This window comes from Paenibacillus sp. J22R3, from assembly GCF_056269305.1.
On the sequence record NZ_JBWDNS010000002.1, the window covers coordinates 1,281,970 to 1,300,280 of the forward strand.

The 18,311-nt window shown below is 50.2% G+C and carries 14 protein-coding genes; 13 read left to right on the forward strand and 1 reads right to left on the reverse strand.

Features of this window, described 5'->3' with window-relative positions; genetic code table 11:
* The first annotated feature begins 25 nt into the window (after nucleotides 1-25).
* The 12 genes from recJ to AC0YN4_RS13775 all read left to right on the forward strand — a co-directional run bounded on the left by recJ (nucleotide 26) and on the right by AC0YN4_RS13775 (nucleotide 16,404).
* Complete coding sequence (gene recJ, locus AC0YN4_RS13720; RefSeq protein WP_475836102.1) at nucleotides 26-2,440, forward strand: single-stranded-DNA-specific exonuclease RecJ; 2,415 nt, start codon at nucleotides 26-28, stop codon at nucleotides 2,438-2,440.
* On the forward strand, nucleotides 2,437-2,949 hold the full coding sequence (locus tag AC0YN4_RS13725) for an adenine phosphoribosyltransferase (protein ID WP_475836008.1): 513 nt from the start codon (nucleotides 2,437-2,439) through the stop codon (nucleotides 2,947-2,949). Before recJ ends, AC0YN4_RS13725 begins: the two co-directional genes overlap by 4 nt.
* A 207-nt stretch (nucleotides 2,950-3,156) precedes the next feature.
* Nucleotides 3,157-5,340 carry a RelA/SpoT family protein gene (locus AC0YN4_RS13730; RefSeq protein ID WP_475780265.1) on the forward strand — a complete coding sequence of 728 codons (2,184 nt, stop codon included), beginning with the start codon at nucleotides 3,157-3,159 and terminating at the stop codon, nucleotides 5,338-5,340.
* A 44-nt stretch (nucleotides 5,341-5,384) separates the two neighbouring features.
* A complete protein-coding gene (dtd, locus tag AC0YN4_RS13735; RefSeq protein WP_475836009.1) occupies nucleotides 5,385-5,828 on the forward strand; it encodes a D-aminoacyl-tRNA deacylase in 444 nt (147 codons plus the stop codon).
* Nucleotides 5,829-5,934: 106 nt separating this feature from the next.
* Nucleotides 5,935-6,108, forward strand: a complete 174-nt coding sequence (locus tag AC0YN4_RS13740) for a hypothetical protein (protein ID WP_177186732.1) — start codon at nucleotides 5,935-5,937, stop codon at nucleotides 6,106-6,108.
* 1,120 nt (nucleotides 6,109-7,228) lie between these two features.
* A complete protein-coding gene (gene hisS / locus AC0YN4_RS13745) occupies nucleotides 7,229-8,476 on the forward strand; it encodes a histidine--tRNA ligase (protein WP_475836010.1) in 1,248 nt (415 codons plus the stop codon).
* Nucleotides 8,477-8,521: 45 nt separating this feature from the next.
* The gene (aspS, locus tag AC0YN4_RS13750) at nucleotides 8,522-10,339 is read left to right on the forward strand and encodes an aspartate--tRNA ligase (protein ID WP_475780268.1); all 1,818 of its coding nucleotides are present in this window, start codon (nucleotides 8,522-8,524) and stop codon (nucleotides 10,337-10,339) included.
* Nucleotides 10,340-10,436: 97 nt separating this feature from the next.
* Nucleotides 10,437-11,189: a tRNA threonylcarbamoyladenosine dehydratase gene (locus AC0YN4_RS13755; RefSeq protein ID WP_475780269.1), complete on the forward strand. Its 753-nt coding sequence runs from the start codon at nucleotides 10,437-10,439 to the stop codon at nucleotides 11,187-11,189.
* Nucleotides 11,190-11,843, forward strand: a complete 654-nt coding sequence (locus AC0YN4_RS13760) for a YdeI/OmpD-associated family protein (protein WP_475780270.1) — start codon at nucleotides 11,190-11,192, stop codon at nucleotides 11,841-11,843.
* A gap of 194 nt (nucleotides 11,844-12,037) precedes the next feature.
* Entirely contained in the window at nucleotides 12,038-13,384 is a 1,347-nt protein-coding gene (locus AC0YN4_RS13765) for an Nramp family divalent metal transporter (RefSeq protein WP_475780271.1), read from the forward strand.
* A gap of 129 nt (nucleotides 13,385-13,513) precedes the next feature.
* Nucleotides 13,514-14,818, forward strand: a complete 1,305-nt coding sequence (locus AC0YN4_RS13770; protein ID WP_475836011.1) for a replication-associated recombination protein A — start codon at nucleotides 13,514-13,516, stop codon at nucleotides 14,816-14,818.
* A 236-nt stretch (nucleotides 14,819-15,054) separates the two neighbouring features.
* Entirely contained in the window at nucleotides 15,055-16,404 is a 1,350-nt protein-coding gene (locus AC0YN4_RS13775) for a hemolysin family protein (protein WP_475836012.1), read from the forward strand.
* Nucleotides 16,405-16,535: 131 nt separating this feature from the next.
* Here the strand turns inward: AC0YN4_RS13775 and mnmA are convergent, their stop codons facing one another.
* Nucleotides 16,536-17,633 carry a tRNA 2-thiouridine(34) synthase MnmA gene (mnmA, locus tag AC0YN4_RS13780; RefSeq protein ID WP_475836013.1) on the reverse strand — a complete coding sequence of 366 codons (1,098 nt, stop codon included), beginning with the start codon at nucleotides 17,631-17,633 and terminating at the stop codon, nucleotides 16,536-16,538.
* Between the two features lie 246 nt (nucleotides 17,634-17,879).
* On the opposite strand from mnmA, the gene cymR reads away from it, so the two are divergent.
* Nucleotides 17,880-18,299, forward strand: coding sequence for a cysteine metabolism transcriptional regulator CymR (cymR, locus tag AC0YN4_RS13785; protein WP_090983150.1), 420 nt, complete (start codon nucleotides 17,880-17,882; stop codon nucleotides 18,297-18,299).
* The last annotated feature ends 12 nt before the right edge of the window (nucleotides 18,300-18,311 follow it).

An 18,311-nucleotide genomic window follows, 5' to 3' on the forward strand; every position in this document is an offset into this window, starting at 1 on the left:
TGAGAAAAGAGGTGTCAGCCAATTGATGCAATCCAAAACACGCTGGAGTCTCGCTTCGTTTGATTTGGAGGGAGAGGCGCGTGCAGCCGGTTTAGCACGCAGCTTGTCCCTTTCTCCGCTTGTCGCGAGACTGCTGGTTCAGCGCGGCTACGACCGGGTTGAATCAGCGCGTCAGTTTTTGAACGGGGGCATCGAATGTCTGCATGATCCTTTTCTGCTAAAGGGCATGAATGAAGCCGTTACGCGAATACGAGCGGCTGTCCAGCGCGGCGAACGGGTGCGGATTTATGGCGATTATGATTGTGATGGCGTCTCGTCGACCACACTCATGTCCTACCTCTTCACGCGGCTGGAACTGAATTTCGATTATTATATTCCCCACCGAACGTTGGAGGGGTATGGACTCAATAAAGCTGCGCTTCGCGCCGCTGCCGATATCGGCATTACACTTATCGTGACCGTCGATACCGGTATTAGTGCAGTAGAAGAAATTGCCTATGCGAATGAGCTTGGGATTGATATTGTGGTCACCGACCACCATGAGCCGCCGCATCAGCTTCCGGAAGCCTACGCAATCGTTAACCCGAAGCAGGAGGATTGCGGATATCCGTTCAAAGGACTGGCTGGTGTCGGAGTTGCGTTTAAACTTGCGCAGGCGCTGCTGGACGAGCCACCGATTGAATGGACAGATGTAGTCGCGCTCGGCACAATTGCCGACCTTATGCCGCTTAAGGATGAGAATCGCGTACTTGTCAGACTGGGTCTGGAGCAGCTTCGTCAAACCGAGAAACCGGGCTTCCGAGCACTGGCCGAGGTCGGAGGCATCGAGCTGGCATCACTGGTATCGTCGAATGTGGCATTTGGGATGGCGCCGCGGATCAATGCAGCGGGCAGACTAGAGCATGCACAGCAGGCTGTGGCACTGCTTACCTCAACCGATCATGAATCCGCAGCAGCGAGTGCAATCAGCTTGGATGCGTTAAACCGTCAAAGGCAGCTCATTGTAGAGACGATCGTGCAAGAAGCGCAGGAAATGTGGACGGCTAAATGTAAAGCTGCCGCAGAAGCAGGCGTTCCGGAGCCTTCTGTTATCGTGCTTGCAGGTGAAGGTTGGAACGTTGGTGTTGTCGGCATCGTAGCATCCAAGTTTATTGAAAAATACTATAAACCGACACTGATTCTCGGAATCGACACCGTGACGGGCAAAAGCAAAGGCTCTGCTCGTTCCATTGAAGGCTATGATCTGCATGCGGCATTAACCGAATGTGATGCATTGCTGGATCATTACGGGGGCCATCAAGCTGCGGCCGGGATGACCTTGCACCGTGACAACCTGGAAGCCTTTGAAGCGCAGCTCGGTGCTCTTGCTGACAGCTGGCTAACGGAGGAAGACTGGATTCCCAAAACAATGATCGACCTGAGCTGCAAAATGGAAGATGCAACATTGCGCGTTAGAGAGCAACTCGCTCACTTGGAACCATTCGGTATCGGCAATGAAGCACCGAAGCTGCTTCTCACAGGCGTTACACTTGCCGATCGCAAAGCGATGGGGAAAGAAAGCAAGCATTTGAAGCTGTCGATCAGCGGACAAGGTAAAATGCTCGATGCGATCTGCTTCGGCAGCGGGCATCTCACTGAGCATCTCTCGCATGGCGCTTCCATCGAGCTGGTTGGGGAGCTTTCGGTTAACGAGTGGAACGGTCAGCGAAAAGCGCAGTTTATGGTGAACGATTTGCGAGTACCGCATATTCAAATCTTCGATAAACGTGGGGATGCCGGCAGTGAATCGCTTTCTTCACTTAAGAAACAACTTGCTGCAGGCAGTTACAGAGTACCGATTGTACTGGTTCCAAGTGAAGCTTGGCTCGAAGCTGCGGCTCAAACTTCGCAGGAAGCAAGGGCAGATGTCTCATTCATGACTTATGATGCATTTGTGCAGCAGCAGAAGATCTCATGCTCTCACTTATTCGTATTTGGCCGTCCTCCATCCGCTGAGAAACTATCTTATGTCCTTGCAGCTTGTGAAGGCCTGGAAGCCGTCCATCTTCATTACGACACAAACCTTGCAAGGCCGTCGTTCCCAACCCGGGAGCAGTTCGGAGACATGTATAAATTGTTGCGTCGTGAATGCCCGCTTAATGAAGAGGGCATAAGTAAACAATTGGTAACTAAGCTAAGCGGAACCGGTGAATCGACGATTACGTTCATGTTGAAGGTGTTTACGGAATTGGAATTTATTCACACGGAAGAGGGGCAAGTAAAGCTTAGCCCTGTCACGGTTAAGAGAGAGCTATCGCATTCGGCGGAATATCGCGATGCGCAGCGTGTTGCAGAATGGAACGAAATCATCAGCGCACCGATTAAACGGTTGACCGATTGGATTATCAAAGAAGTTCAGAACTCATTATTACACCTAAATGAAGGAGTCGTTATTTCATGAATTACAAAGACTACATCCGCATCATTCAAGACTACCCACAGCCGGGAATCCGCTTCAAGGACATCACAACACTGACCAACAACGGACCTGTCTACGCACATGCAATTGATGCTATTCGTCAAGCAGTGGCCGACAAACAAATCGATTTGGTTGCTGGACCGGAAGCCCGCGGTTTCATCATCGGTGCGCCACTCGCTGTAACACTTGGAGCTGGTTTTGTCCCCATTCGTAAGAGCGGCAAGCTGCCGGGCGAAGTAATCGAAGCCAGCTACGATTTGGAGTACGGCAATGACAAACTTGCCATTCACACGGATGCGATCAAACCGGGTCAACGCGTGCTGATCGCAGACGACCTTCTTGCTACAGGCGGTACGATTGCAACTACGATCAACCTTATTCGCCAGCTAGGCGGCGAAGTGGTCGGAGCCGCATTCTTGATTGAGCTCGGTTACCTAGATGGCCGCAAGAAGCTTGATGGAATCGACATTTTCTCACTAATGACGTATTAATCGCTGCTGCACACCATGGCGCCGGACTCGGAAGGGGAATCCTTCTGTGGTCCGGCGTTCTCTATACCTGCCTATATGGCTGCATAGCGAGAGGTTGACGGAAAGGCTTTGAAACAGGCATAATAATAGGAAAACTCGGGCGTCATCACTTTAATTGATTTGGGAAGCAAAACGCGAGGCAGCGTGCTTTTCCGGAAAGGGACATTCATGGGCATAGAGCAGTTACTCGACAAAGCATCGACCTATATGAAGGAGCAAGATTTGACACGGATCAAAGAAGCGTACGAATTTGCCGATCAAGCTCATCACGGGCAGGTGCGTAAATCGGGAGAGCCGTATATTTTACACCCTGTCGCCGTAGCTGAAATTCTCGTCAACATGCAGATGGACGTGTTGTCGATTATCGCTGCGCTCCTTCATGACGTCGTTGAAGACACAACTGTCCCGCTTGAAGAGGTCAGAACCCGTTTCGGTGAAGCTTGCGCGGCTGTCGTAGACGGACTCACGAAGCTGGAGAAGATTCAATTCCGCTCCAAGGAAGAGCAACAGAACGAGAATTACCGCAAGATGTTCGTTGCGATGGCACAGGACATGCGGGTTATCCTCATCAAGCTGGCTGACCGGCTTCATAATATGCGGACGCTGAAATATCAATCCGAGGAAGCGCAGCGGCGTATCGCGTACGAGACGCTGGAAATTTTCTGTCCGATCGCTCACCGGCTAGGGATCTCGGCCATCAAGTGGGAGATGGAGGATATTGCGCTTCGTTATTTGAATCCGCAGCAATACTATCGCATCGCCAATCTCATGAAGAAGAAACGTGCGGAGCGGGAGCAATACATCGCAGATGTCATTACCCGAATCACGGAGAAGCTTGAGGATATGGGGATCGAAGGCGACATTTCCGGTCGTCCGAAGCATCTATACAGCATTTATAAGAAGATGACCGCACGCAGCAAGCAGTTCACAGAAATTTACGATCTGCTGGCGATTCGGATCATCGTTGACAATATTAAAGACTGTTACGCAACGCTTGGTATCATTCATACTTTATGGAAACCGATGCCCGGCCGTTTCAAAGATTATATTGCGATGCCCAAGGCGAACATGTACCAGTCCCTCCATACGACGGTCATCGGACCTACCGGTGAGCCGACAGAAGTGCAGATTCGGACATGGGATATGCATCGTACGTCTGAATTCGGGATCGCTGCCCACTGGGCATACAAAGAAGGCGGCGTCGTACCAGGTGGTTCGTTCGAGGAGAAAATGACCTTGTTCCGCGAAATCATCGAGCTTCAGCATGAAGCCAGCGATGCTTCCGAATTTGTCGAATCGCTGAAGATGGACTTTTTCTCTGATCTTGTATTTGTGTTTACGCCCAAAGGGGAAGTATTCGAGCTCCCGGCTGGCGCGGTGCCGCTTGATTTTGCCTACAGAATTCATACCGAGGTTGGGAATCGTACCATCGGCTCCAAGGTTAACGGCCGAATCGTTCCGCTCGATTATAAGCTGAAGACCGGCGATATCGTTGAGATCTTGACCTCGAAGCATTCGTACGGCCCAAGCCAGGACTGGATCAAGATTGCACAATCGTCTCATGCGCGCAGCAAAATCAAGCAGTGGTTTAAGAAAGAAAGACGCGAAGAGAACGTTGTAAAAGGCCGTGACAACATTGAGCGCGAGCTCAAACGTCTGGGTCTTGAAGCATCGAGCTTCATGTCTGATTCACAGCTGCAGGAAGCGGCTTATAAATTTACGTTTAACGATATCGACGATATGCTGTCTGCTGTTGGATTTGGCGGGATTACCGCTGCACAGATCGTGACGAAGCTGACAGAGAAAATGCGCAAGGAAGCCGAAGAGGCGAATCAGATCGAGCTTACGAACGAGATGAAGGAGATGAAATCCTCTCCGTCGCTTCGCAAAACCCGTCCGACGCATGGCGTGTCTGTCAAAGGGGTAGACAATCTGCTTGTCCGGTTCGCACGCTGTTGTAACCCGGTACCGGGCGATGCCATTGTCGGTTACATTACACGCGGACGCGGTGTATCGGTCCATCGTTTGGATTGTTTGAATGTGAGCCCAAATGCGGATGGTGAAGAGGCTGCTCGCGTTATCGAGGTGGATTGGGAACAATCCGTTGAGGCGAACTACAGCGTTGATATCGAAATTACCGGTCATGATCGTCCGGGATTGCTCAACGAAGTGCTGCAAGCCGTGTCGGAGAGCAAAACGAATATTTCCGCCGTCTCCGGACGTTCGGACAAGAACAAACTCGCCATGATCCATATGACGGTTCTGATTCGTAATATCGAGCATTTACAGTCCGTGGTGGAACGTATTAAACGGGTGAAAGATATTTATTCCGTGCAGCGGATTATGCAATAACAGAAGCTATTGATCTTGTTTCAGCAGGGAGAGTTCGTTCGGTTATGAAAGTAGTTGTTCAACGCAGCAAACAGGCGTCCGTTACCGTAGATGGGGAAACGGTCGGTTCGATCGATATGGGATTGATGCTGCTCGTAGGCATTACCCATGAGGATGATGAATCCGATATCCGCTGGATGGCGGAGAAGATTGCGGGCTTACGTATATTTGAGGACGAAGAAGGTAAAATGAATCATTCCGTCAAAGACGTAGGCGGGGGGATTCTTTCGGTATCGCAGTTTACTCTATATGGCGACTGCCGAAAGGGTAGACGACCGAATTTCATGGCTGCTGCGCGACCGGAACAAGCAGAAGCTCTATATGACGCATTCAATAAGCAGCTCCAATTAGGTGGACTAGCTGTGGAAACCGGCAAATTTGGTGCGATGATGGATGTCGCATTGACCAACTGGGGACCGGTTACCTTGATTATTGACAGTAAAGCTTAAGCCAAGACTCTCTTGGTTGGAGTGTTAGAATAGGTTCGAACGGGAACACTAGCCTTAGAAGTGCACAGCTCTATTCGTGCACGACAACGGTGGAGGGATTCTCGTTATGCATCAGTCTCGCAAGGAGCAGAGTGTCGAACGGATTTCGCGGAGGCTGCTTCATGCGGATCGCCGCGAAGCGCTGATTTTCGCAGAAATGGAAGAAAATATTGAAGCATCCGCTGACTTTGGCGGCTTCGCTGCAACGCCTAGGCGTTCTCCGGTTGGCGAGCATATGTAGCTGAACAGGAAGGACGGGCCGCTTCCTTGTCGAAGCGTCCCGTCCTTTGCTGTCCGAAATGGAAAGAAACATAAGAAATCGCTTTATTTTTTGTAACTAAACTGTAATGTGTTTAAAATGATTCTCTAACAAAGCTGGGCTATAATGAACCTCGACCCCCTTTTTTGAATATATTACTTTGATGGACCTACAACTTGTTTGTAGGTCCTTTTTCTTTTGCTGGGCTGGCTGACCCCCTAAATCCCCCTAGAAGGGGGACCCCAAGGGACCCGTCCCTCTGGACACCCGGAATTGGAATAACGTCGGAGTTACAGAGTACCGCTCGCGAGTATCAATTGGTGCGCAGGATCGCTTTCGTCCCATACGGGACACGCTTAACTTTTGGCGGGGTTTATCGACCTGGTGTCCCTCACGGGACCATCATAACGTTGCCGCCTCAGAGGCGCATGTGATCAGGTATGTGCTTAGGCTCGCTTTCGTCCCATACGGGACACGCTTTACTTTCGGCGCGGAAGGGACGGGATGGTTACCAGGTGCTCGCGGCTTTGCCAATCGCACGGTAACCTGGAGGCCCGCTCGTAGCCCGCGGGGAAGTTAGTTTTGGTCACTGCGTGACCTAACAGCGAAGAGCAGGATCGAGACGGCCGCTATCGCGACCTTAGAGCAAGATCGTGTGCGAAAAGCGAAGAGCAGGTATGCAGCGGCGTGGAGTGGGCATAATGGAGTGGAAATGATTGTGTGTTAATCTATTGACACATGGTGATGTGAACGATACAATAAAGGTTATATTATGTCGATCCGTTGAAGGGACCGATTCGTTCTACCCGCACCGATTCAGAGAGGGATTCCATGGCTGGAAGAATCCTTGGCGTGCTTGAGCGGACAGACTTCCCAGAGGACATGCGGTGAACCTGCAGGCTATATGCTTGCTCATTAGCTGTATTGCGTAGTCGGGCGTTAACCGATTGAAGCGAATCAATTGCATTGATTCGGAATGTGGGTGGTACCACGGTAGCTTTGTATCTAACAAGCTCTCGTCCCTTTGCCTTTTTTGAGGCGGAGGACGAGGGCTTTTTTTGATGATTATCCTGGATAGCATCACTTTTTAGGGGGAATGGACATGGGCTTTCAGAAGCCTCCGGGCACGCAGGACTTTTTGCCGGGCTCGGTAGAGAAATGGCAGTTTGTCGAGAGCAAAGCGCGTGAGATTTGCCGTCGCTTTAACTTCCGTGAGATCCGCACGCCAATGTTTGAAATGACGGAGCTGTATAAGCGCGGTGTCGGTGAAACGACGGATATCGTGGAGAAAGAAATGTACACGTTCACCGACCGTGGTAATCGCAGTCTAACGCTGCGTCCGGAAGGTACGGCAGGCGCTGTTCGTGCGTATGTCGAGAACAAGCTGTATGGCGAGCCTGACCTGACGAAGCTGTATTATATCGGGCCAATGTTCCGTTATGAGCGTCAGCAAGCAGGGCGTTACCGTCAGTTTCACCAATTCGGCATCGAAGCGCTTGGTGCTGTAGATGCTGCGCTGGATGCGGAAGTCATTGCACTGGGTTATACCTTCTACGCCGAAGTGGGATTGAAGGACGTTCGCGTTGAAATCAATTCCGTAGGTACACCGGCTGTTCGTGCAGTATTCCGCGAGAAGCTGCTTGGTTTCTTAGAGCCAATGCGCGAGATCCTGTGTAAGGATTGCCAATCGCGTATGGATCGTAACCCGCTGCGCGTGCTGGATTGCAAGACAGATCAGCATCGTTTTGAAGAAGCGCCTTCCATTCTGGATAGCCTGGACGAGGAGTGCCGCACGCACTTCGAAGCGCTGCAAACGCATCTGACGGGAATGAATATTCCGTACTACATCAATCCGCGTCTTGTGCGCGGTCTTGATTATTACACGCACACGGCATTTGAGTACAAAGCTGAAGGTATCGGAGCTATCGATACCATTGGCGGCGGCGGCCGGTACAACGGCCTTGTAGCCGATATCGGCGGACCGGATCAACCGGGCGTTGGCCTTGGGCTTGGTCTGGAGCGTACGGTTATGCTGCTTGACAGTCAAGGCGTACAGCTCGATAACCTGCATCAGGTTGATGTGTACATGGTAGGACTTGGCGAGGCGGCTGATCGCGAAGTGACGCGTCTGCTGCACGGTCTGAGAATGCGCGGCATCTCAGCGGAGCGGGATTATCAAGGTCGTAAAATGAAGGCGCAAATGAAGTCTGCTGACCGCCTTCAAGTTCGCTTCACAGCCATTCTCGGCGACGACGAACTGGGCCGCGGTGAAATCATGCTGAAGAACATGACGACCGGCGTACAACAATCGGTTGCACTTGATCAGCTTGCTGATGAAATTTTGAAATAAGGCATTGCCCTATAATCCCATTATAAAAGGAGCCTCTAACCTATCATGATGTTGAAAACTCATTCTTGTGGAACACTGACGAAAGCGGAAGTAGGACAAACGGTTACATTGAACGGCTGGGTACAACGCCGCCGCGACCTTGGCGGAGTATTGTTTATCGACCTGCGCGACCGTACCGGTATCGTACAAATCGTATTCAACCCTGATTTCTCGGGCGACGCACTTGCAATTGCAGACCGTGCTCGTAATGAATTCGTGCTTGCCGTTCGCGGCCAAGTGGTCGAACGTGATGCCGAGACGGTAAACAAAAACATCTCGACAGGTGAAATTGAAATCCGCGTGACGGAAATCGAAATCATGAATGCTGCGAAGACGCCTCCGTTCCCAATCGAGGATGGTGTTGAAGTCGATGAGTCGCTTCGTCTGAAATATCGTTACCTGGACCTGCGTCGCCCTGAAATGCAGAAGACGCTTCTTCTTCGCTCCAAAGCGGCAAAAGTGTTCCGCGACTACTTGGACGGTCAAGGCTTTATCGACGTTGAAACACCGATCTTGACGAAGAGCACACCGGAAGGCGCACGTGACTACTTGGTTCCAAGCCGTGTTCATCCGGGCGAATTCTTCGCGCTGCCGCAATCGCCGCAAATTTTCAAACAGCTTCTTATGGTTAGTGGCCTAGAGCGCTACTACCAAATCGCGCGCTGCTTCCGCGATGAGGATCTTCGTGCAGACCGTCAGCCGGAGTTCACGCAAGTCGACATCGAGACTTCCTTCTTGTCGCAGGATCAACTGCTGAACCTGATGGAAGAGCTTGTCGTTAAATTGTTCCGTGAAACCGTTGGCGTTGAAATTCCTACGCCATTCCAACGTATTACGCATGCAGATGCGATGAACAAATACGGCTCCGATAAGCCAGACCTGCGTTTTGGCATGGAGATGGAAGACATTACAGATATCGTAGCCAGCAGTGACGTGAAAGTATTTGCATCCGTCAGCGCAAGCGGCGGCGTCGTTAAGGTGCTGAACGCGAAGGGCTGTGCAAGCTGGAGCCGTAAAGAGCTTGATGATCTGCAGCCGTTCGCAGCGCGTTACGGCGGTAAGGGTTTGGCTTGGGTGACAGTGAAGGAAGGCGAATGGCGCGGTCCGATCGTGAAATTCTTCAAGCCTGAAGAAATCGCGGCGATGACGGAGCGTCTTGGCGTAGAAGAAGGCGATTTGCTGCTGTTCTCTGCGGACAAGAAGAAAGTCGTTGCGGATGTACTGGGCAATCTGCGTCTGAAGATCGGTAAACAGCTTGGTTTGATCGATGAGTCCAAATTCAAGCTGGAGTGGGTTGTTGACTTCCCGCTGCTCGGCTACGATGAAGAAGCGAAACGTTATGTAGCGGAACACCATCCGTTCACACGTCCAAACGAAGAAGATCTACCGCTGTTCGAAACAGATCCGGGCGCTATCCGCGCACAAGCATACGACCTTGTTCTTAACGGCTACGAGGTTGGCGGCGGTTCGATGCGGATCTACAAACGTGACGTTCAAGAGCTTATGTTCAAAGCACTTGGCTTCTCCCTTGAAGAGGCGCATGAGAAATTTGGCTTCCTGCTCGATGCTTTCGATTACGGAACGCCTCCGCACGGCGGCTTTGCATTCGGATTTGACCGCCTTGTGATGCTGCTGGCCGGACGCACGAATCTTCGTGAAACGATCGCGTTCCCTAAAACAGCAAGTGCAACAGACCTGCTCAGCGATGCGCCATCCGAAGTGGACATCTCTCAGCTGCAACAGTTGCATATCCGTACCATTCAAAAGCCTGCAAAACAGCCTGAGGCTGCAGCAGCCGGTGCTTCCGCACAGCAAACTAACTAATCCAACAACCGGCTTTCGTCCGCGTGTAGCGGCGAGAGCCGGATTCTTTATGTTTATAGAGCAGGAACAAATTTAAGCCAAGAGGTGTATTTCCATTATGCTGCACCAATTTTCACGAACGGAGCTCGCCATCGGTCCAGAAGGTCTGGAGCTGATGAAGGGCAGCACGGTTGCGGTGCTCGGTATCGGCGGTGTCGGTGCGATTGCCGCAGAAGCACTTGCACGGACAGGCGTTGGCCGCATTATACTCATCGACAAAGATGTGGTGGATATTACGAACATTAACCGCCAGGTTCATGCGCTCACAACGACGGTCGGCCAGCCCAAAGCAGACCTCATGCGCGATCGCATTAAGCTGATCAATCCGGAATGCGATGCCATTTCGCTGCGGATGTTTTACACGGAAGAAACGTATGAGAAGCTTTTCGAATATCCGCTGGATTACGTTGTGGATGCTTCGGATACGATAGCCTACAAGATCCATCTGATCAAACAATGTTTGGAGCGCCAAATCCCGATCATCTCCAGTATGGGGGCAGCGAACAAAATGGATCCGACTAGGTTCCAGGTAGCGGATATTTCCAAAACCTCGATGGATCCGATTGCACGCGTCGTTCGCCAGAAATTGCGCAAAGATGGCATCAAGAAGGGCGTTAAGGTTGTATTCTCGACGGAAGAGCCGATGAAGCCCCGTGAGGATGTCACGCAGCGTATCGTGCCTGAGAATGCGCCTGAAATTCGCAAGGCACAGCAGCCGCCGGCCAGCAATGCTTTTGTCCCTCCGGTTGCGGGACTAATTATGGTGAGTGTAGTGGTGAAAGACTTGCTCGCTAAAGGAGGTATTTCCTAGATGAATGCGGAACTCGTTAACAAATTACGTCTATCGCTCGATATGCGCATTGCGGTACTGGAAGCGCCTGCTCCTTCTTATGAGGAAGAGCTGGGTGTTGAGGATCACGAGGCTTTTGATGAAATGGACAGCGGTACCTATGATTTTGTCATGCTGTTCGCAAAGGACATTGCAAGCTTGAATGAACATGCACCTAAGGCGCTTAAAGCGGTCAAGAAAGAAGGTCTACTCTGGATTTGCTACCCGAAAGGAACGGCCAAAATTCGGACAGACATTAACCGCGACCGCGGCTGGAAAGTCGTCAAGGAAGAAGGCTGGGAAGGCGTATCACTTGTGTCTGTCGATGAGACTTGGTCAGCTATGCGCTTCCGTCCTGTAGGTATGGTGCAAACCTCAGCGAGAGCTAGCCGTGCTGCTGATATCGGCCGTACGACGACTACTGCAGTGAAAGAACTGGTTATTCCGGATGACGTCACGGAAGCACTTGCGACAAAGCCTGAAGCAGCAGCGTTCTTCGCAGAGCTTGCTCCTTCGCATCGCAAAGAGTACATTCGCTGGATCAATGAAGCAAAGCAAGAAGTGACACGTACGAAACGCATTAATGAAATGGCGGAAAAGCTGGAAAAACAGTTGAAACGCCCATCGGATAAATAATAATCAGAAGCCCGAATCTGCAGGTAGATCCTGAAGATTCGGGCTTTTTTTGCGCGGAGTTTTGTCCTAGTCAACAAAAGTTGCCTTTGACAAACTTTTTTGTATGTGTACAATGTAATTAGGCAACAACAGTTTCAGTCCTGCATATGTGTAAGTGATATACGACATATTAGTGTTTACATGAGGTGAGAACAATGAGTGAACAATCGACTCCGCTGGCAGCTGAGAAAGGCTGGCGAAATCAAAGAACGTCGAATACACTTCCTGAAGTGTACCGTTCCATGAAGATTCCGAAGAACGGTTCGTGGTTTCGCAAATTTCTAGCTTTTGCCGGACCGGGCTACCTCGTAGCCGTCGGCTACATGGATCCGGGCAATTGGGCGACCGACCTAGCGGGCGGCTCAAAGTTCGGCTATACGCTCTTATCCGTCATTTTATTATCCAATCTAATGGCGATTCTGCTTCAAGCACTTGCCGGGAAGCTTGGCATCGTCACAGGACGCGACCTGGCGCAAGCGTGTAAGGACCATTACAGCAAACCTGTCGCAATGTCGCTTTGGGTGCTCTGTGAGCTTGCAATAGCTGCTTGTGATCTTGCAGAGGTTATCGGAACTGCGATCGCTCTGAATTTATTGTTTGGCATACCGCTTATAGCAGGGGTCATAATAACGGTACTGGATGTACTGCTCATACTACTGCTGCAGAATAAGGGTTTCCGATATATAGAAGCGCTTGTAATCGTGCTGATCGTCACCATCGGCGGCTGTTTCCTGGTTGAAATCTTCTGGTCGCAGCCACAAGTCGGCGAAGTCATGAAGGGTTTTATTCCAAGCTCGGAGATTGTAACGAACCCAGCGATGCTCTACATCGCGATTGGCATACTAGGCGCGACAGTCATGCCGCATAACCTGTACTTGCACTCATCTATCGTACAGACGCGTCAATTCGAACAGACGGAGCTTGGTAAACGCCAAGCGATTAAATATTCGACTTGGGATTCCACAATTGCATTATTCTTCGCATTATTCATTAATGCAGCTATTCTCATTATTGCTGCGGCTAGCTTCTATGCGGCAGGTCATACCGAGATCGCGGAGATTGGCGAAGCTTATCACCTGCTGGCACCGATGCTGGGAACAACGGCGGCAAGTGTATTGTTCGGGGTAGCGCTGCTCGCAGCCGGCCAGAATTCCACCTTGACCGGCACGCTCGCAGGTCAGATCGTCATGGAAGGTTTTCTGAACATTCGACTGGCTCCATGGCTGAGACGATTGATTACGCGGCTCATTGCAATCATCCCGGCCGTTATCGTAACTTGGCTGTACGGTGCAAGCGGAACAGCGCAGCTGCTTATTCTGAGTCAAGTCATCTTGTCGCTGCAGCTCTCATTTGCGGTCATCCCACTTGTTAAATTCACAAGCGACAAACAGAAGATGGGTAAGTTTGCTAACCCGCTTTGGCTCAAAATACTCGCGTGGTTTGTTGCCATCGTCATTGCCGGATTGAACATCTATTTGCTCTTCCAGACGTTTTTTGGCTAATCATCGCTAACCGATTCAGAAGACCTTCTCCGTACAGGGGAAGGTCTTCTTGCGTATAACAGCTGCGCACCTTGATAGCGAACGTTTGTGCTAGTGTGCTATGATAGGCAGGAAAGGAATGGGTGAGCGATGGATTTATTTACCTATCAGAATGAGGAACAAGCACCGCGAGCGAAGCTGCTTGCAGATCGTATGCGCCCTCAAACGATTGAAGAATATATAGGCCAGTCCGATATTGTCGGACCCGGCAAGCTGCTTCGACGCGCGATTGAAGCGGATCAAATTACATCCATTCTGCTGTATGGCCCCCCAGGCTGCGGCAAAACGACCCTGGCACATATCATTTCGAAACGCACGCAAGGGGAGTTTGTGAAGCTGAATGCCGTGGATGCGTCCGTCAAAGACGTACGGGAAGTAATCGAGCAGGCAAGGATCACCAAGTCGATGTATGGCCGCAAAACAATACTGTTCTTAGACGAGGTGCATCGCTTCAACTCGGCAAGACAGGACGCGCTGCTGCCGGCAGTGGAGCAGGGGATCATTATCTTCATAGGGGCTACTACGGAGAATCCATTTCATTATGTGAATGGAGCGCTCCTATCTCGATCAACGCTGTTTCAGCTGGAATCGCTGACGCGCGAGGATGCACTCACTGCAATGCGCCGTGCACTGGCAGACCGAGATCGTGGACTTGGATTCATGGATTTAACTGTCGAGGATGAAGCACTGCAGCACATGGCCTCGATGGCAGGCGGAGATATTCGCCGCGCGCTGAATGCGCTTGAGCTGGCAGCCGTGACGACGCCGTCTCAACCGGATGGCTCGGTTATTGTAACGTTGGCAGTGGCGGAGGAGTCCATCCGTAAGCCGACCATTCGCGCAGATGAATCGACACAATACGACGTCTTGTCTGCTTTCCATAAGAGTGTTCGGGGATCCAGCGATGCTGCTTTATTCTGGTTTCTGTATGCGGTCGAGAAGCTGGGCATGGATCCGATGACATTCATACGGCGGCTGATCGTGGCTTGCAGCGAGGATATCGGGCTTGCGAATCCGCAGGCGATGGTTCAAGCGGTGACGGCCATGGATGCGTATCATAAGATTGGCTGGCCGGAAGCGAAATACAATATTACACAGGCGATTCTGTTTGCTGTGGAAAGTCCGAAGTCCAATGCCGCGGCTGTCGCGATCGGTAACGCGATGAATGCTATCGAGCAGCTTGGAGCAGCCGAAGTACCGCATCACTTGAGAGACACACACTACAGCGGTGCTGCACGTCTTGGGCATGTTGGTTATAAGTATCCGCATGATTACCCTGGCCACTATGTGAAACAGGTGTATTTGCCTGAACGGATAGCGAAGAAAACGTTCTACCATGCCACCAATCAGGGGATGGAGGACAAGATTCGACAAAATCAGGAGCGGCGGAAATGACCAAAATAACAGCTGAATCCTCAAAAACGTAAGCAGGAGCTAGAAAATAGCGCATAAAGGCCGACCTTTATGGAATAAACATAACTAGAACCGCGAATACGGGCCAGAAGGTGGGATGACGGCATTTGACGTAAAGTTGCTTCATCGACTACTCTAGTATTATAACGTTTCTTTATAATTTTAAGTCCCAGAAGGAGGTGCACCTGTTCGTCGCAATTGCGGCAAACAGGGAATCGTTGAGTAGTGACCCGTTACCCATATTTTTGAACTTACTTTTAATCGTTTTTCTCGTTTTTTTGAATGGTTTTTTCGTAGCTGCGGAATTTGCCATGGTGAAAGTAAGAAGCAGCCGGATTGATTCACTGGCGCTGGACGGCAATCGCCGTGCCCATTTTGCATCCAGACTAACTAGTAATTTGGATGCGTATCTATCGGCCTGCCAGCTTGGAATTACGTTGGCATCACTTGGTCTTGGTTGGGTCGGTGAGCCTGCCATTGCAGCGATGCTTGAGCCTTTGTTGGAGAAGTTCCATTTTAGCCCAGTGGCCATTCATACGGTTGCCTTTATTATTGCATTTACAATCATTACGGTGTTACACATTGTACTTGGAGAATTGGCCCCCAAAACGTTTGCGATTCGCAAAGCTGAGACGGTAACATTATGGACGGCTATGCCGCTCATAGGTTTTCACAAAATCATGTATCCGTTTATCTATCTGCTTAATGGTACAGCCAACTGGTTGCTTAAGCGCGTTGGTATTGAGCCTGCGGCAGAACATGAATCCGCCCACACCGAAGAAGAAATTCGCATCCTGATGAAAGAAAGTCATAAATCCGGACTAATTGATAATACGGAGCTAACGCTTGTCGATAATATATTTGATTTTGCCGAAACCCATGCGCGGGAGATTATGATTCCACGTACCGAAATGATATGCTTATATGCCAATCTGTCGTTCGACGAGAACCAGGCCATTGCGCTTAAAGAAATGCATACTCGTTATCCGGTTTGCGACGGCGACAAGGACAATATCATCGGATTTGTCCACATTAAAGACTTACTTAAAATAACACATCAAGGCTTGCCGGATATTCGCACGATTACACGTCCAATGACTACAGTGCCTGATTCCATGCAAATCAGCAACCTGCTTAAGCTGATGCAGAAGAAGAAGACCCAAATCGCCATTCTTATCGATGAATATGGCGGAACGTCCGGACTTGTAACGCTTGAGGATATCATGGAAGAAATCGTCGGTGAAATTCAGGATGAATTTGATGAAGAACGCCCCGATATCGAGCCAAGAGATGACCAATCCCATTCGATCAACGGCATGATGCTGATTGAAGAGGTAAACAGCTACTTCGGATTGGAAATCGAAAGCGACGATTACGATACGATCGGCGGCTGGTTCTACGCACAAATCGAGAATCCTCCGTCTAAAGGCCAACGTGTCGTGCATCCGGACGGCTTTGAGTTTGTGATTGAGGAGACCGACCACTTACGGATATCCAGAATCATCATCCGCAAGCAAGGAAGCCGAATCGAAGAAGAAAGTATCGAATTGCAAGCAGAAACCGGCTAACCGCCATTATACGCATAATAGGCTGCCCCAAAAGTGCAAGATGACTTTGGGGCAGCTTTTGTTTGATTTCATAAAAAAGAAGCATCTCCGAAATCAACAGATCGGAGATGCTTCTTCATGTAGATGCGAACTTATTTATTCACGATATCAATTGTACCGCCGCCCAGACATACATCACCGTCGTAGAAGACTACGGCTTGCCCAGGAGTAATAGCTTTCTGCGGTTTCTCGAACATAACATCGCCAGTTGTGCCATCTTCGCGCAGCGTCAATGTGACGGTTTGGTCTGCTTGTCTGTAGCGGAACTTCGCCGTAACCGTAAGTGAGCCTTCCGGTTTAAGCGGTGAAATCCAATTGATTCCGGTTGCGGTCAAGCTTGTGGAATACAAGCTTGCATGCTGATCGCCTTGCACGACATACAGAATGTTTTCTTTGAGATCTTTGTCAGCGACGAACCACGGCTCGCCATTGCCGGAGCCGCCGATGCCAAGCCCTTGCCGCTGCCCAAGTGTGTAATACATTAGTCCATCGTGACGGCCTTTCGTTTCACCTGATTCAATGTCAATCATCGGACCGGGCTGAGCAGGAAGGTAGCCGCTCAAGAATTCCTTGAAATTGCGTTCACCGATAAAGCAGACGCCTGTGCTGTCTTTCTTCTTAGCCGTATGAAGACCGAATTCTTCGGCAATTCTTCTAACCTCCGGCTTCGGAAGATGACCGATGGGGAACATCGCTTTGGCCAGCTGATCCTGACGAAGCGCGTGCAGGAAGTAGGTCTGGTCTTTATTGGAATCTACTCCTCTGAGCAGTTTAGCTTCTCCGTCAGCTGTCCGCTCCAAGCGAGCATAATGGCCGGTAGCCAAATAATCAGCGCCAAGTTCCATCGCTTTCTGCAGGAAGTCGCCGAATTTGATCTCGCGGTTGCACATGACATCCGGATTTGGCGTACGACCATTACGGTATTCATCGAGGAAATAAGCAAACACCTTATCGAAATAAGCTTTCTCGAAATTTACCGTATAATAAGGAATGCCGATTTGGTCACAGACGCGGCGAACATCTTCCGCATCTTCTTCAGCCGTGCAATGGCCGAACTCGTCGGTATCATCCCAGTTTTTCATGAAAATGCCTATGACATCATAACCCTGCTGTTTGAGCAGCAATGCGGTAACGGACGAATCCACACCGCCGGACATGCCAACAACGACTCGAATAGAAGAATTGCTCATCTTAATACCACCGCCTTGATAGTTCAAAGTCGCTTGCGGAGGATCATTTCCACCGTGCGACCGATTCAATTCATCTATTGTAGCATAGATTGCGTATGATTTTCATGAAAGTGTCATCGTTTTTTCAACAAATTCTGTTTCCATTATGTTAACATAGATATGATATGGGAATACCATGAATTGTAATCCATGATCGCTCCAGCATTTAAAATAAGATACAGTTTAGCCCGGGAAGAGGTGTCGTAGTTGAAAATTTCAACCAAAGGCCGGTACGGTCTAACCATTATGATGGAGCTCGCAGGTAAGTTCGGAGAAGGTCCAACATCATTGAAGAGCATCGCAGAGCGGAATCATCTATCAGAGCATTACCTCGAGCAGCTTATTGCACCGCTACGCAATGCGGGTCTGGTTAAGAGTATTCGCGGCGCTTACGGCGGTTACATTTTGTCGAAGGAACCGCAGGAAATCACGTCAGGTGATGTCATTCGTATCCTGGAAGGGCCGATTTCTCCTGTCGATTTCACGGAAGAGGATGACCCGGCCAAGCGGAATTTGTGGCTCAGAATTCGTGACAGCATTGCTGAAGTGCTTGATTCGACAACGCTCGCTGATCTCGTAACGTATAAAGAAGAGGAGCCTCAGGACTCCTACATGTTCTATATTTAAGGATGATTGTAT

Bases quoted from the DNA above. Each gene is read 5' to 3' on its own strand.
- dtd (WP_475836009.1), top strand. From the start codon at position 5,385: ATGAAAGTAGTTGTTCAACGCAGCAAACAGGCGTCCGTTACCGTAGAT.
- AC0YN4_RS13725 (WP_475836008.1), top strand. From the start codon at position 2,437: ATGAATTACAAAGACTACATCCGCATCATTCAAGACTACCCACAGCCG.
- hisS (WP_475836010.1), top strand. From the start codon at position 7,229: ATGGGCTTTCAGAAGCCTCCGGGCACGCAGGACTTTTTGCCGGGCTCG.
- AC0YN4_RS13760 (WP_475780270.1), top strand. From the start codon at position 11,190: ATGAATGCGGAACTCGTTAACAAATTACGTCTATCGCTCGATATGCGC.
- AC0YN4_RS13770 (WP_475836011.1), top strand. From the start codon at position 13,514: ATGGATTTATTTACCTATCAGAATGAGGAACAAGCACCGCGAGCGAAG.
- aspS (WP_475780268.1), top strand. From the start codon at position 8,522: ATGATGTTGAAAACTCATTCTTGTGGAACACTGACGAAAGCGGAAGTA.
- AC0YN4_RS13765 (WP_475780271.1), top strand. From the start codon at position 12,038: ATGAGTGAACAATCGACTCCGCTGGCAGCTGAGAAAGGCTGGCGAAAT.
- AC0YN4_RS13740 (WP_177186732.1), top strand. From the start codon at position 5,935: ATGCATCAGTCTCGCAAGGAGCAGAGTGTCGAACGGATTTCGCGGAGG.
- AC0YN4_RS13730 (WP_475780265.1), top strand. From the start codon at position 3,157: ATGGGCATAGAGCAGTTACTCGACAAAGCATCGACCTATATGAAGGAG.
- AC0YN4_RS13755 (WP_475780269.1), top strand. From the start codon at position 10,437: ATGCTGCACCAATTTTCACGAACGGAGCTCGCCATCGGTCCAGAAGGT.
- recJ (WP_475836102.1), top strand. From the start codon at position 26: ATGCAATCCAAAACACGCTGGAGTCTCGCTTCGTTTGATTTGGAGGGA.
- mnmA (WP_475836013.1), bottom strand. From the start codon at position 17,633: ATGAGCAATTCTTCTATTCGAGTCGTTGTTGGCATGTCCGGCGGTGTG.